We start from the raw sequence: 15,629 nt of genomic DNA on the forward strand, positions 1-15,629 counted from the left end.
TATGAACCGGGCACAGATTCAGGCGCAGAATCCAGTTTCTACTCTACCACAATTACACGCATGATATTCGTATCGGCTACCGGTTCATGGCGGTTGGCACGTGTCACCACACCCGCGGTTGCAACCACAATCTCACCCTCTTTGACGATACCTTTCTCTTTCAGCAGTTCCACCGATGCAAATAAGAGCGCATCCGTCGATTCGGCGCGTTTTGCATGGAACGGCTTAACACCCCAGTAGAGCTGCATCTGGCGGACAGCCGTCATGCTCGGGGAAAGTCCTGCGATCAATGCTTTCGGACGCCATTTCGAAAGCATTCTCGTCGTAAATCCGCTGACACTCGGCGCCACAATGACCGGCGCTTCCAGATCGGAGGCGGTCGCTACAGACGAATAACATACCGTATTAGATATATTTCGAAGGTTTTCCGCCGATACCTTTCTTCTCTGGTAGAACATATAATCCAGATATTTCTCCGACTCCTCGGCGATCTGGCTCATCATGCGGACTGCCTCGATCGGATAACTTCCCATCGCAGTCTCGCCGGACAGCATAACCGCATCGGTTCCCTCGTACACTGCATTCGCCACATCCGATACCTCGGCACGCGTCGGACGCGGGTTGCGGATCATTGAATCGAGCATCTGGGTCGCCGTGATAACGACCTTGCACGCTAAGTTACACTTGCGGATGATCATCTTCTGAATGTGCGGAACCTTCTCTGCCGGTATCTCCACGCCCATATCGCCCCGGGCTACCATGATGCCGTCGCTCGCCTCAATGATGGAATCAATATTTTCAATTCCTTCTTCATTCTCGATTTTCGCGATAATTTGCATAGCAGAACCTTTTTCATCCAGAATCTCCCGGATCTCGCGGATCGCATCGGCATTGCGGACGAACGAAGCCGCCACAAAATCAAAGCCTGCATCCACGCCGAAACGAATGTCTTCCTTATCTTTATCGGTCAGCGCCGGAAGCTTGACCCGTACTCCCGGTACATTGACACCCTTCTTCTCGCCCAGCTCGCCGCCATTTTCAATCCGGCAGACGATGTCTGTTCCATTGACCTCCCGCACGTGCAGCTCAATCAGGCCATCATCGATCAAAATGCGGTCGCCCGGCTTTACATCCTCCGCCAGCCCCGCATAGTTGATGTAGCCGCGTGTCTCATCCCCCACAATCTCCTCGGTCGTCAGAGTATACAGATCGCCCTCTTTCAGCGTCACTTTCTTTCCATCTTTTAATTTGCCGGTACGGATTTCCGGTCCCTTGGTATCCAGAAGCGATGCGATCGGAATCCCCAGCTCCTCGCGCACACTTTCCAGAATCTCCAAACGATGTCTATGCTCCGCATGATCGCCATGCGAAAAGTTAAAACGTGCGACATCCATGCCATTTAACGCCAACTCCTTCATAATCTCCCGGTTATCGGTGTTTGGTCCCATTGTGCAGACAATCTTTGTCTTTTTCATGCCGTTATTCCTCCTCATATTCTGTCATTTTTTTAAGAATTTTCCCATCAGCGAATCATTTATAGGCTCTTTTGTATGCTTTATCCAGCCTATTTAAATCCCCTGCGTAACTGTTCAGTAAATGCGCAGACCTGCTGAACAGTTACTCCCCTGCTAAAAAACAATCCACCGCCTGATTCTATTTAGAATCTTTCAATTCTTCTTCGGTCACGTGTTTGTGCGTATACAGATGATCCATGCAATATTCCAGATTTCCCGCACACTTCGAACAATAGCGGAACTCCAGGTTCGGATCGTCCTTCTCGGTACGTCCGCAGACCGCGCATTTGTGGCGGGTCAGGGAAATTTTCTGGATCTGCGCTTTCTGCATCTCGTTTTTGAACTTCTGCTTGCGAACCGCCTCTTTCGGGCTGATCTTCCGGTAGTTACGCGTCATCAGGAAGAAAATGATAAAATTGAGCATCGAAACAACAATCTCAATTTTCGCGATAATGCCACCCGTTAAGAAACTGTAGACCAGAAGCGCTCCGTACATCATTCCAAGGTATTTCGCCCGGATCGGAATGAAAATCAGAAGGAACTGCATCTCCGGGAAGGTGCAGGCAAACGCCAGAAACAGCGATTCATTTAAGTAATACGGGGACATCGGCACCGAAAAGCCGGTCACACCGTACACCAGGAATGCCGCAATGATGTGTCCCAGCACGCCCATAAAGAAAAACATATTAAATCGGAAGGTTCCCCACACGCGTTCCAACGTCGATCCAATCGAATAATAGAGATACATCGCGAGCAGCGCAAAGAGGACGCCCGACTGAGGCGGGCATACGAGAAAGGTCACGATTCTCCATACCTGTCCCCGCAGGATCGCCGCTGCATCAAGCGCCAGATACTGCACGTAAAAATACGGATTAAACAGGCTCATCACAAATCCAGCCGCATACATCATGATGATATAGTACATCAGATTCGGGATCGCAAACCGACCGAATTTGCGCTCTAATTTTCTAAAAAAATTCATAATTCACATCCTTTGCCGTTTTCCTTTCATTATAGAGAGCGGCGGATTCTTTGTCAAATTATATTGTCGCTTCCACCACGTTATCTTACGACACATTCGGTTCCAAAAGTACCCGCCTGCGCTCTATAATGGCTGCATTCCAACTCAGAAAAAGCGGTATTTTCCACGCAGAAAATGCCTTTCCTTGTACAGGAACGCCCTTCTCCCATTATGCGCGATATTAACAAATTTTGCACATTTTTAGCATCTTTTTAACGCACCCTACCGATTGTTTTCTTCCTTATTCTATGTTAAAGTATAGCCGAATACATGTGTAATACAAAGGAGGGAAGGGGCACTGCCCCGATTGTACATGAATTCCTGTAAAAAATTAGGAATCGACATCGGTTCCACAACGGTTAAAGTATCTATTATTGAAGACGGCGGTACGCTTCTTTTCGCCGATTATAAACGTCATTTTGCAAACATACAGGAGACGCTCGCGGACCTGCTCCGTGAGGGTGAAGAGAAACTTGGCGCACTGACCGTTGAGCCGGTCATCACTGGTTCTGGCGGTTTAACACTTTCTAAGCATCTGGGCATTCCATTTGTCCAGGAGGTTGTGGCGGTTGCCACATCCCTGAAGGATTATGCCCCGCAGACCGACGTTGCCATCGAGCTTGGCGGCGAGGATGCGAAAATTATTTATTTTACCGGCGGCATCGACCAGCGTATGAACGGAATCTGCGCCGGAGGCACCGGCTCTTTTATTGATCAGATGGCTTCGCTGCTTCAGACGGACGCATCCGGTCTTAATGAGTACGCGAAAAATTACAAGGCAATCTATCCGATCGCGGCGCGCTGCGGCGTTTTCGCCAAGACGGATATCCAGCCTCTCATCAACGAAGGCGCAACCAAAGAGGATCTGTCCGCCTCCATTTTCCAGGCGGTTGTCAACCAGACCATCAGCGGTCTGGCATGCGGCAAGCCGATCCGCGGCAATGTTGCGTTTCTCGGTGGACCGCTTCATTTCCTCTCGGAGCTGCGCGCGGCATTTATCCGCACCCTGAATCTGGGGGCGGACCAGATCATTGCCCCGGATCACTCGCATCTGTTTGCGGCGATCGGCGCGGCGATGAACTCTGATCCGAAGACAACTGCCAGCCTGCACGATCTAATCGAACGGCTTTCCCACGGCATCAAGATGGATTTCGAGGTAAAGCGGATGGAACCCCTCTTTACTGATGAAGCTGACTATGAAAAATTCAGAACCCGCCATGCAAGTCATGACGTCAAAAAAGGTGATTTAGCGACCTACGAAGGCAACTGCTACCTCGGCATTGACGCCGGTTCCACCACAACCAAGGTGGCGCTTGTCGGCGAGGACGGCTCTCTTCTATACCGCTTCTACAGCAACAACAACGGCAGCCCGCTGGCGACGGCGATCCGCGCGATGCAGGAGATCCACGACCAGCTTCCTGAGAAAGCACAGATCGCTTATTCCTGCTCCACCGGTTACGGTGAAGCGCTCTTAAAATCTGCCCTGATGCTGGATGAGGGCGAGGTCGAGACGATCTCCCACTACTACGCAGCGGCGGCATTTGAGCCGGATGTAGACTGCATCCTTGATATCGGCGGTCAAGATATGAAATGCATCAAGATCAAGGACGGCACCGTAGACAGCGTACAGCTCAACGAAGCTTGTTCGTCCGGCTGCGGCTCCTTTATCGAGACATTTGCTAAATCCTTAAATTACAGCGTACAGGATTTTGCCAAGGAGGCACTCTTTGCCAAAAATCCGACCGACCTCGGTACCCGCTGTACTGTTTTCATGAACTCTAACGTCAAACAGGCGCAGAAAGAGGGCGCTTCCGTCGCAGATATTTCTGCCGGACTGGCTTACTCCGTCATCAAAAACGCCCTGTTTAAGGTTATCAAGATTACCAACGCCTCCGATCTCGGAAAACACGTGGTCGTACAGGGCGGTACCTTCTATAACGATGCGGTTCTCCGCAGTTTTGAGAAGATCTCCGGCTGTGAGGCAGTCCGCCCGGACATTGCCGGTATCATGGGTGCCTACGGCGCGGCTCTGATTGCCCGTGAGCGCTACGATGCTTCCAAGACGACCACGATGCTGCCGATCGACAAGATCTTAAGCCTGACCTACAAGACGACGATGGCACGCTGCCAGGGTTGTACAAACCACTGCGTCCTGACGATCAACCGTTTCGATGGCGGACGTCAGTTCGTGACCGGAAACCGCTGTGAGCGCGGACTGGGCGGCAACAAACAGAAAAAAGACATTCCGAACTTATTCGACTATAAATACCACCGTATGTTCGATTATGAACCGCTGACCGCCGATCTGGCGCCGCGCGGTACCGTCGGCATCCCACGTGTCCTGAATATGTATGAAAACTACCCGTTCTGGGCAGTCTTCTTCAGGGAACTGGGGTACCGCACCGTTCTGTCCCCGAAATCGACAAGACAGATCTACGAACTTGGTATTGAATCAATCCCGAGCGAATCCGAGTGCTACCCGGCAAAACTCGCGCACGGTCATATCGAATGGCTGATCCGCCAGGGACTGACCTACATTTTCTATCCGTGCGTTCCTTACGAGCGCAACGAAACCCCGGAAGCGGGAAATCACTACAACTGCCCGATGGTCACATCCTACGCGGAAAACATCAAAAACAACGTAGAATCCCTGACGGATCACAAGGTACATTTCCGGAATCCGTTTATGGCATTTACAAATGAGGAAATCCTGACAAAACGTCTGGTCGAAGAATTTACCAGGGATCAGTCGATCCCGGAGAAAGAGATCCGCGCCGCCGCTCACAAGGCATGGCAGGAACTCATCGCCTCCCGTCAGGATATGGAAAAGAAGGGCGAGGAAGTCATCGCCTGGTTAAAAGAAACCGGACACCACGGCATCGTGCTGGCAGGCAGACCGTACCATGTAGATCCGGAGATCAACCATGGCATTCCGGAACTCATCACTTCCTACGGTTTTGCCGTGCTGACCGAGGACTCCGTCTCCCATTTAGGACGCGTTGACCGTCCGCTGATCGTCACCGACCAGTGGATGTACCACTCCCGCCTCTACGAGGCAGCTTCCTATGTGAAGACACAGCCAAACCTGGATCTGATCCAGCTCAACTCCTTCGGATGCGGTCTGGACGCAGTTACTACTGATCAGGTCAATGATATTCTGACCCGCTCCGGCAAAATTTATACGCTGCTCAAGATCGACGAGGTCAACAACCTCGGCGCCGCACGTATCCGTGTGCGCTCCCTGATCGCCGCAATCCGTGTGCGCGAGATGCGCCACTACCATAAACCGATCGTTTCCAGCGCATACAGCCGTGTTTATTTCACGAAGGAAATGAAGAAAAACTACACAATCCTCTGCCCGCAGATGTCGCCGATCCATTTCGACCTCATCGAACCGGCAGTCCGAAGCTGTGGTTACAACCTGGAGGTACTGCAGAACTCCGACCGTACCGCTGTCGACACAGGACTTAAGTACGTCAACAACGACGCCTGCTACCCGTCCCTGATCGTGGTTGGTCAGATCATGGATGCGCTGCTCTCCGGCAAATACGACTTAGAGCACACAGCCGTTATCATGAGCCAGACCGGCGGCGGCTGCCGTGCTTCCAACTATATCGGCTTTATCCGCCGTGCCTTAGAGCGCGCCGGTATGCCGCAGATTCCGGTTATCTCGTTAAATGCCAACGGCATGGAGACGAATCCGGGCTTTAAAATCACCCTGCCGCTTCTTACCAAAGCAATGCAGGCGGTTGTCTACGGCGACCTCTTCATGCGTGTTCTCTATGCGACCCGCCCATACGAAGCAAAAGCCGGCTCCGCCAACGCCCTGCATGAGAAATGGAAAGCAATCTGCATCAAATCACTGCAGAAACGTTCTTTATCCATGGCAGAGTTTAACCGCAACATCCGCGGTATTGTTCATGACTTCGACGAACTTCCAAGACGCAATGTCCAAAAACCGAGGGTTGGCATTGTCGGCGAGATCCTGGTAAAATTCTCCCCGTTAGCAAACAACCACGTGGTAGAGCTTCTGGAAGCCGAGGGTGCCGAGGCTGTAATGCCGGATCTGCTTGATTTCCTGCTTTACTGCTTCTACAACAGCAACTTCAAAGCCGACAATCTGGGCGGCAAACGTTCCACCGCACACCTGTGCAACATGGGAATCTCCCTGCTGGAGTATTTCCGCCGCACCTGCCGCCGCGAACTGGAACGCAGCACACATTTCCTTCCGCCTGCACGGATTCAGGATCTGGCGTCGATGGCGAAGCATTACGTTTCCCTCGGCAATCAGACCGGCGAGGGATGGTTCCTGACCGGCGAGATGCTGGAACTGATTCACAGCGGCACGACGAACATCATCTGCACCCAGCCGTTCGGCTGCCTGCCGAACCACATCGTCGGAAAAGGCGTCATCAAGGAACTGCGCGCCAGCCATCCAGAGGCGAATATCATCGCCGTAGACTACGATCCGGGTGCCAGTGAAGTCAATCAGTTGAATCGTATCAAACTGATGCTTTCCACCGCACAGAAGAACCTGTCAGAAGGGAAAAAAGATTCGAGAATTGGATGATTTTGGATAAAATTTCCAGCTGACTTTTAAAGACGTCTGTGCTATAATAAATTTATATGGAGTTTAAGATAGGCTATGGATTCCATAGCCTATCTTCTATATAGGGGAACAAAAAGACAGACTAAAAGGAGATCTCAGGATGAAATCAAAATTATTCCTCTGCGCGGCTCTGGCTGCGGCTCTCTACGTGACGCCGTCTTATGCAGCTGATTATTCCGCACAGGTTGTGAGTTTTTCTCAGGAGGACCCGGACAACCTCTCCATCGAGCTGACCGGCTCCAAAGTAATTACCGACGATTTTTCATTCAAACTTCCATCCCAGGCATTTTCGAGACTCATCATGGTTCCGAGCGGGGATTCCTACGAGGTATATGAAAAAACAGCCTATGAAGCCAACGGAGGCGGACTTCTCTTCCGCATTCTCGCATTTGAGGACACGCATTACCGCGATTTAAACGGCTGCACCATCTTAGGCTTCTGCGGCAACAAGATCTTCATTCTGGATCCGCACTACGACGAGCAGTATGCCAGCGACAGCGAAGAATATACACAATGCAAAGAAATCGTGACCTCGATCAAGAAGAGTTTCATTTCCTATATCAAAGACGCCGGGACGGTTGAGTAGCATCGAATCGAATATAAATATGCAAAAAGAACGTCAAATTCTAAGTTTTTCGCTTGGGTTTGACGTTCTTTTTTACTTTAAACTCTTCTATTTTTGGCTCTTCTATTTTCGTCTTTGTGCCATAGAGGTCCCTTACAAGACCGCTGATGGTCGTGTACTGGCTTCTACGCAGGTAACGGACTGCCAGCATAGAAGAAACAACCGCGCCGATCGCCCATGCTGTATCATACCAGCCTGCCGACAGCCCCACGGTAAAAGCGTTCTCCGCGATACCGATCGTCGAAGCGCCGCCGATCGCCAGACCCGCGATACTAGCTGCCACGACAAACGCATTATTTTTTCCTTTATATAAAAGGAAGTTCTCTGAATCCTTTTTCTGGCTGTAAGACACATAGATACTGATGCCAAACAGCAGAAGCACATATAAAATAACAATTAGCAGCGGAATATTCATTACTTCGCGCCTCCATTTTCCTCTGCCTCGCGGCAAATACGCTCGTAGGCTTCCTTTGTCTGCGGGAGCACGCTTCCGCCGTACGGAATTACATATACATCTTTTCCGTTAAAGTCTACCTCTGCCAGCAGATCCTTCATATCTTTAAACGATCTTACGCCCATATCCCGAACCAGCTCCGGCTCCATGGAAGACAGAAGCAGCGTCTTCGAACGACGGATGGACTCGCAGGCTACGTAGAAAATATAGCCACCGATGGTGAAAGACGCACGCAGTGCCTCATCCAGGCATCCCTTAGAGAAAGGCTTAATCCAGTCGAAGAAATCCTTGGAACCGCTTCCCTCCGGGCATTCCGCCAGCATAATGAGTGTACCGCCCTCTTTGACCGCTCTCGATGCGTTAAACAGCGTCTTGGTGGACTGATAAAAATTCAGATCCTTCGGGAAACCGCCGCAGCTTGCAATTACGACATCTGCCTGATAGTCGATCGGCAGTCCGTATCCCTTCTGTACATAACTGCAGCTTGCCTGCCATGCCTTGTCAAACTCACCACAGAATAAACCGCTGTGGCGGGAAGACGTATCTACCACGATATTGATACCGAACGTAACATGCACCATGGCACCTGCCTCGCGCATATCCAGATTGATCGGGTTGTTCTCCACCAAACCGCTGCCGACACGCACATCCGTCATCGGTTTCTCCGGATCCAACGCACGCTCATGGTTCATGCGGATCGTCTCACGGGAAGCAATACCTGGAACGATGCTCTTTCTTCCGCCGCCGTAGCCTGCCATCAGATGGTGCACCGTACCGCCGATGCAGATGACCTTTCTGCCGACTGCCAGCGGATTGACCGATACACGCGTTCCGAAGGATGTAGGACGGATTTTGCGGACATTCAAAATAAAAAAGAATGTGGAGGTAACAGACAATGGCAAAATCATTATTTGAGGAACTGGGCGGCAAATACGAAAGGCAAGGGGATTATTTGATACCGTGCTTAACTGTACCCGCCGAAGAAGAACAGGCAATAGGCATCTGGGGGCAACGGCATTTAGATTATCTAAAACAGTACCGTAAAGTTACATACACCAATCTTCTTACAAGCGGCAGGCTAAACGCCTACCTTGCCGACATCAACAGACAGGCACAGGAACGCTTTGAAAGGCTCATAGAGGGTATGAAACAGGCACAGGGCATAACGGAACAGCTAAAGGCAGAAAACGCCTTAGAATGGACAGGATGCCTCAATAACATAAGGGCTTGTGCGAGGGAGATTGTGGAAAAGGAAATTATTTTTGCATAAACAGATGATTAGTGGCAGGGGGAAATCCTGCCGCTTTTTCTGCTTTAGTTTGTCAGCTTGACAAATAAAGGGTTAAGGAATATAATTAGATTCAGTATTATACAAGGAGTTAATAAATATGCGGCAAGGTATTCTTAAATAAACTGTCAATTTGATAGTGGGAACAAAAAGTAGCAGTCCCGTTTCACTTTTAATATGGGGCTTAGTTTTTTGTACCCAGTTTAAGAATACTTTTATCATGTAATTTTATATGCCCGAAAACATATAAGTGTTTTGGGGCTATTGGAGTTATTTACCCAGTGATAGGAGTATTTATCACTGGGTATTTTTATGCCCTTTTTTGGGTGTTGATAGGAGGAAAATCACATGAAAATAATTAACTTAGGCATTCTGGCTCACGTTGACGCAGGAAAGACAACATTAACGGAAAGTTTATTGTATACCAGTGGTGCAATTGCAGAACTAGGGAGCGTAGATGAAGGCACAACAAGGACAGATACAATGAATTTGGAGCGTCAAAGGGGAATCACTATCCAGACAGCAGTGACATCTTTTCAGTGGGAGGATGTAAAAGTCAACATTATAGATACGCCAGGCCATATGGATTTTTTGGCGGAAGTATACCGTTCTTTATCCGTATTAGACGGAGCAGTATTATTAGTTTCTGCAAAGGATGGCATACAGGCACAGACCCGTATACTGTTTCATGCACTACAGATAATGAAGATTCCGACAATTTTTTTCATCAATAAAATTGACCAAGAGGGGATTGATTTGCCAATGGTATATCGGGAAATGAAAGCAAAGCTTTCTTCGGAAATTATAGTGAAGCAAAAGGTTGGGCAGCATCCCCATATAAATGTAACGGACAATGACGATATGGAACAGTGGGATGCGGTAATTATGGGAAACGATGAACTATTAGAGAAATATATGTCAGGGAAACCGTTTAAAATGTCAGAACTGGAACAGGAAGAAAACAGGAGATTCCAAAACGGAACGTTATTTCCCGTTTATCACGGAAGCGCTAAAAACAATCTGGGGATTCGGCAGCTTATAGAAGTAATTGCCAGTAAATTTTATTCATCAACGCCTGAAGGTCAATCTGAACTATGCGGGCAGGTTTTTAAGATTGAATATTCAGAGAAAAGGCGGCGTTTTGTTTATGTGCGTATATATAGCGGAACATTGCATTTGAGGGATGTTATTAGAATATCTGAAAAAGAGAAAATAAAAATCACAGAGATGTATGTTCCGACAAACGGTGAAATCGTCCCGGCTGACCATGCCTGTCCGGGAGAAATTGTTATTTTAGCTGATGATACTTTGAAACTGAACGACATTCTGGGAAATGAAAAACTCCTGCCTCACAAAACATGGATTGATAATCCCATGCCATTACTTCGGACAACGGTAGAGCCGCAAAAGCCGGAGCAAAGGGAAGCCCTGTTAAATGCCCTCGCAGAGATTGCTGATACAGACCCTCTTTTGCATTTTGACATTGATACTGTTACACATGAGATTATGTTATCTTTTTTGGGGAATGTGCAGATGGAAGTCATTTGTGCCATCCTTGAGGAAAAATATCATGTGGAGGCAGAAATAAAAGAGCCTACTGTTATATATATGGAAAGACCGCTTAGAAAAGCAGAATATACCATCCACATAGAAGTCCCGCCAAATCCTTTCTGGGCTTCTGTCGGGTTGTCCATAGAGCCGCTCCCTATTGGAAGCGGAGTGCAGTATGAAAGCAGAGTTTCACTTGGATATTTAAATCAATCGTTCCAAAATGCGGTTATGGAGGGGGTTCTTTATGGCTGCGAGCAGGGGCTGTATGGATGGAAAGTGACAGACTGTAAAATCTGTTTTGAATATGGATTGTATTATAGTCCTGTAAGTACCCCCGCAGACTTTCGGCTGCTTTCCCCTATCGTATTGGAGCAGGCTTTAAAAAAAGCAGGGACAGAACTATTAGAGCCATATCTCCACTTTGAAATTTATGCACCGCAGGAATATCTCTCACGGGCGTATCATGATGCTCCAAGGTATTGTGCAGATATTGTAAGTACTCAGATAAAGAATGACGAGGTCATTCTGAAAGGAGAAATCCCTGCTAGATGTATTCAAGAATACAGGAACGATTTAACTTATTTCACAAATGGGCAGGGAGTCTGCTTGACAGAGTTAAAAGGATACCAGCCAGCTATTGGTAAATTTATTTGCCAACCCCGCCGCCCGAATAGCCGTATAGATAAGGTTCGGCATATGTTCCACAAGTTAGCTTAACAGCTTGCAAAAGTCATATAAAATGAGATTTGAAAGGATTAGAGACTAATTATGATGAAATGCGAATGGATATTGTGTCCTGTTTGTGGGAGCAAAACCCGTAATAAAATTAGGAAGGACACTGTTTTGGAGAATTATCCCCTTTATTGTCCAAAATGCAGACAAGAAAGATTGATTAAAGTTGACAACTTGAAGATAACTGTCATCAAAGAGCCAGACGCTTAAGACGCAGAGCCGATGAAATTGTGGAACAATTCACGAATCATCGGCTCTTTTTGTTTCGTATTTGAAAGAACAAACTCACCAAATAAAAAAAACGATATTCGGGTGGGTTATTTTGTTATACCCTAAATTACCCTCTGAATTTGTTTTTAAATTTGGAGGGATTTTTTTATGTCCTTTTTTCGGGCAGTTATCTATCTGCTCATACGAAGCAAAATTTATCAATACATAGCATATCAGAGAACGGCAGGAAACCAGTTAAAAAAATTTCTGCCAGTGCAACGGTACTTCTCACCTTGAAAGTAGAAGTACAATCTCCATACAATAGAATTACTATTTCCTATAACCGTAAAGGTCACAGAGCCTTTGCGGTTTTTCTTTTGTCGATTTTTGTTGGAAAGTGCCGTAGGGCTGTTTCTGATATGCGGTGTCGTTCTCCGCCTCTCCATCTGGATTTTTTACATTTCAAAAATTCAGATGGGAGGTATTTATGGTGAAATATGCACCAAGAAAGGTATATATCAGAGAAAGTGGCGGCTATGTGGAATTATCCTACACGGAGTTCTGCCGTTGCAGGGAATCCGACCAGACCTATATGGACAAGCTGTTTATCCCCATTCAAGGCTGTCTGCTTGAAGTCGTGAGGGAGCAATACACAGACTTCTACCGTGACAAGGAACGGTGGCGTTATCTGCAAAAATTAGATACAAAGAATAGACTGCTATCTCTCGACGGATTTACGGACAGCGAGGGGAATCCTCTGGACTTTATCACTGATGAAGCGGTGGACATTGCAGAAACCGTTGTCAATGCGGTCATGGTGGACAGGCTGAAAGCCGCCCTGCCTTTGCTGTCGGATAGTGAACAGGAGCTGATACAGGCAATCTTTTTTGACGGACTTTCCGAGCGTGAAGTCGGGGCGAGGTTGGGCATAACCCAGAGCGTTGTAAACAAACGCAAAGCCAGAATCCTAATAAAACTAAGAAAGATAATAGAAAATTAAAATTTAAGGCGTTCAGCCCCCTTGTTTTTTCCTTTGGGAAGATGAGGGGGCTTTTCTCTGCCCTCTCAATCAATTCTGATTGGAGGAAGTAAGAATGGCATACAACCACGGACGGGAGGACAGGAAATGGCGTATCTGGAAAGAAGCGGAGGAAAAGCTGCTGCGTGAGTGCGGCGTTGATGAAGCGACCATTGAGCAGATACGCATGGCGGACAGGGCAGACTTCAATTCCAACAGGCGGTTTTACCGATGGACGAATGACGTTGCGGAATATCTTGAGGACATGGCAGGCAGGGAGCGGCAGGCGGAAGTGGGTACGGTTGCGGAGTTACTGGAAGAGATTGAGAGCGAAAATCTCTATCAAGTATTAGTCACGGTGGACGGGCGTACCTTGAAAATCGTCCTGCTGAAAATGCAGGGGTATTCCACAAAGGAGATTGCCCCGCTTGTGCATTTGACGACTGGTGCCATCTATGCGAGGTTAGACCATCTGCGGAAGAAGCTGCGGAAAATTTTATAGCTTCTAAAACAGCCTGCCATCCTGCGGGCTACTGGGTGAGGGATGGAAATCCCCTCACTCATTTTTTGCAGGAGGACAACAGGATGGCATACAGGGTTAAGGCATACACGCTTCGGGAGGAATCCACGGAAAGCGGCACAAGGTATTTTATCAGCTTTAAGGACGGGCAGGGCAAATCCCACGAGTTGGAAGTGTCGGAACAGTTCTTTATGGAGTTTCGGCAGATGGAGCGCAGGAACAGGAATCTTTTCTAATGGGACGAGCGGCACAGGGAGTTTAACGAGGTATGGGACGAAACCCTTTACAGACGGGCGTTGCGTGTGCCTAAGAGCCTTGATGAACGCATGGTTGAGGAAGAACGGAATGAAACGCTCTATAAGGCGGTTGGGAGCCTTCCAGAGATACAAAGGCGGCGTTTCCTGCTCTACTACGAGTATGAGTTCAATTTTTACCAAATCGCCGCTATGGAGCATTGCACCGCTTCGGCAATACAGAAATCTGTTGCGATTGCAAAGGAGAAAGTAAAGGTGGAAATTGAAGAAATATCTCCAACCGTGACCGACACCGCCCGAAAAAGAAATCTGTTTTTTATTTGTGTGGGATTGGCGGCATTACATACTCTCACTTTTTTCCGTGGGAGTAAATCTATTTTTAAGGAGGTCAACGCCTATGTGCAACGAAAACAAAGACACCGCCCGAAAGGAGGAAAGCCATGCAGAAGTTACAGACAGTCAACGCCGAAACGCTCCTTTATGAACCGCTTGAGAAACCATCCTTTGTGGTGGACAGCCTTATCCCGACAGGCTTATCGCTGTTCTGCGGCTCACAGAAGATAGGCAAAAGCTGGCTCATGCTGAAGCTATGCTTATGCGTGTCGCAGGGAATCCCTTTATGGGATATGCCGACAATGGAGGGCGATGTGCTTTACCTCTGCCTTGAGGACACGTTCTGCCGCATACAGGACAGGTTATTTCGTTTGACGGACGAAGCAAGCGGGCGGCTCCACTTTGCCGTGGCAAGCTGCAAGCTGTCAGACGGTCTTATCGTGCAGCTTGAAGATTATCTGAAAGATTACCCAGACAGCAGGCTCATTGTCATTGATACCTTGCAGAAAGTCCGTACAGCTTCAAAAGACAATGCCTATGCAAGCGACTATGGGGACATCTCCCTCATCAAAGACTTTGCCGACAGGCACTCTCTGGCGGTCATTGTCGTACACCACATCCGAAAGCAGAATGACAGCGACGTGTTCAACAAGGTGTCTGGGACGACAGGATTAACGGGGAGTGCGGACGCTACCTTTGTTCTGGAAAAGGAGAAACGTGCGTCTGACACCGCCAAGCTGTATGTGACGGGCAGGGACACGCCTTATCAGGAATACACGCTGCGTTTCCGTGATTGCCGTTGGGAGCTTGTGGAGCGGAAAACGCAGGAGCAGCTTGCGAAAGAAACGATACCAGATGTCCTTTTTCGGTTGGTGGATTTTATGAGGGATAAGGAAGAATGGATAGGCACGGCAACGGAACTGTTAGCCGCTATGGGGGAAACGGAAACCATACCCACGGTGATTACGAAATGGCTGAATGAATACCGCACCACATTTTTAAGCGAGAACCGTATCTGCTACCAGTACAGCCGCAGGAAAGACGGCAGGCGGATTGCCCTTGCAAGGAGGGCGGGTGACAGCGGTGATGGTGGTGACAGCGATATTAGGATACCCCCCTGTTACTGTCATTGACGCTTAAAGCCATGTAAAGCTGGCGGCTCTGCCCTGCGGGTGACAGCAGTGACGGTGGTGACAGTGATTTTAGGATACCCTGCCGCTGTCATCCCTACGGGAGAACACCCCGTAAACGCAAAATGCAGGCGTGAGATTTACTCGCCCTTTTCGGTCGTGTAAAACCACCCCTGCGGTCAGAAAAATCATTCCGATTTTTCCGACTGCGTTTACAGGGTGTAACACACTACACTTTGCCCTGCAAAGTCGTGTGCCAGACGTTCCCTCTGGACTCCCTTAAGGCAGGGCTGTGCCCTGCTATCCTACGCCTTACGGCTTCGGATAAAAGAATGGCGGCATGACGGTGACGGCTCTTGCGAGGGGGGTA

General features: G+C 48.6%; 12 protein-coding genes and 1 pseudogene. 9 read left to right on the top strand and 4 right to left on the bottom strand.

Translation table 11 applies throughout. The features are described 5' to 3' along the window. Positions 1–38: 38 nt before the first annotated feature. Together pyk and C7U56_RS04635 are read right to left on the bottom strand one after the other, a co-directional pair. Entirely contained in the window at positions 39–1,493 is a 1,455-nt protein-coding gene (gene pyk / locus C7U56_RS04630) for a pyruvate kinase (protein ID WP_267895295.1), read from the bottom strand. A gap of 160 nt (positions 1,494–1,653) precedes the next feature. Next, entirely contained in the window at positions 1,654–2,496 is an 843-nt protein-coding gene (locus tag C7U56_RS04635; RefSeq protein WP_107000332.1) for a rhomboid family intramembrane serine protease, read from the bottom strand. A 352-nt stretch (positions 2,497–2,848) separates the two neighbouring features. Between C7U56_RS04635 and C7U56_RS04640 the strand changes: the two genes are divergently transcribed. Further along, the gene (locus tag C7U56_RS04640) at positions 2,849–7,105 is read left to right on the top strand and encodes a 2-hydroxyacyl-CoA dehydratase (RefSeq protein ID WP_107000333.1); all 4,257 of its coding nucleotides are present in this window, start codon (positions 2,849–2,851) and stop codon (positions 7,103–7,105) included. A gap of 139 nt (positions 7,106–7,244) precedes the next feature. Then, positions 7,245–7,730 carry a hypothetical protein gene (locus tag C7U56_RS04645; RefSeq protein ID WP_107000334.1) on the top strand — a complete coding sequence of 162 codons (486 nt, stop codon included), beginning with the start codon at positions 7,245–7,247 and terminating at the stop codon, positions 7,728–7,730. Positions 7,731–7,770: 40 nt separating this feature from the next. Here C7U56_RS04645 and C7U56_RS04650 read toward each other — a convergent pair whose 3' ends face one another. Then, positions 7,771–8,184: a sodium:solute symporter family transporter gene (locus tag C7U56_RS04650; protein WP_233430181.1), complete on the bottom strand. Its 414-nt coding sequence runs from the start codon at positions 8,182–8,184 to the stop codon at positions 7,771–7,773. Further along, the gene (locus C7U56_RS04655; protein WP_233430182.1) at positions 8,184–9,119 is read right to left on the bottom strand and encodes a lactate racemase domain-containing protein; all 936 of its coding nucleotides are present in this window, start codon (positions 9,117–9,119) and stop codon (positions 8,184–8,186) included. The genes C7U56_RS04650 and C7U56_RS04655 overlap by 1 nt, the downstream gene beginning before the upstream one ends. Between C7U56_RS04655 and C7U56_RS04660 the strand changes: the two genes are divergently transcribed. The 7 genes and pseudogenes from C7U56_RS04660 (at position 9,119) to C7U56_RS04700 (ending at position 15,262) form a co-directional block, all read left to right on the top strand. Next, positions 9,119–9,493 (top strand): TnpV protein, encoded by a 375-nt coding sequence (locus C7U56_RS04660; RefSeq protein WP_001129922.1) that lies wholly within the window; start codon positions 9,119–9,121, stop codon positions 9,491–9,493. The two genes, C7U56_RS04655 and C7U56_RS04660, sit on opposite strands and share 1 nt — an antisense overlap. 366 nt (positions 9,494–9,859) lie before the next feature. Then, positions 9,860–11,779 carry a tetracycline resistance ribosomal protection protein Tet(O) gene (gene tet(O), locus C7U56_RS04665; protein WP_087378658.1) on the top strand — a complete coding sequence of 640 codons (1,920 nt, stop codon included), beginning with the start codon at positions 9,860–9,862 and terminating at the stop codon, positions 11,777–11,779. A 51-nt stretch (positions 11,780–11,830) separates the two neighbouring features. Beyond that, positions 11,831–12,020 (top strand): annotated as a pseudogene (locus C7U56_RS04670) (cysteine-rich KTR domain-containing protein). A gap of 471 nt (positions 12,021–12,491) precedes the next feature. Beyond that, positions 12,492–13,004, top strand: a complete 513-nt coding sequence (locus tag C7U56_RS04685; protein WP_000241709.1) for a sigma-70 family RNA polymerase sigma factor — start codon at positions 12,492–12,494, stop codon at positions 13,002–13,004. Between the two features lie 94 nt (positions 13,005–13,098). Continuing rightward, positions 13,099–13,524: an RNA polymerase sigma factor gene (locus tag C7U56_RS04690; RefSeq protein WP_000323895.1), complete on the top strand. Its 426-nt coding sequence runs from the start codon at positions 13,099–13,101 to the stop codon at positions 13,522–13,524. Between the two features lie 83 nt (positions 13,525–13,607). Continuing rightward, a complete protein-coding gene (locus C7U56_RS16370) occupies positions 13,608–13,778 on the top strand; it encodes a hypothetical protein (RefSeq protein WP_000331638.1) in 171 nt (56 codons plus the stop codon). A 458-nt stretch (positions 13,779–14,236) separates the two neighbouring features. Continuing rightward, a complete protein-coding gene (locus C7U56_RS04700; RefSeq protein WP_001170964.1) occupies positions 14,237–15,262 on the top strand; it encodes an AAA family ATPase in 1,026 nt (341 codons plus the stop codon). The last annotated feature ends 367 nt before the right edge of the window (positions 15,263–15,629 follow it).

This window comes from Clostridium fessum (genome assembly GCF_003024715.1).
GTDB lineage: Bacteria > Bacillota > Clostridia > Lachnospirales > Lachnospiraceae > Otoolea > Otoolea fessa.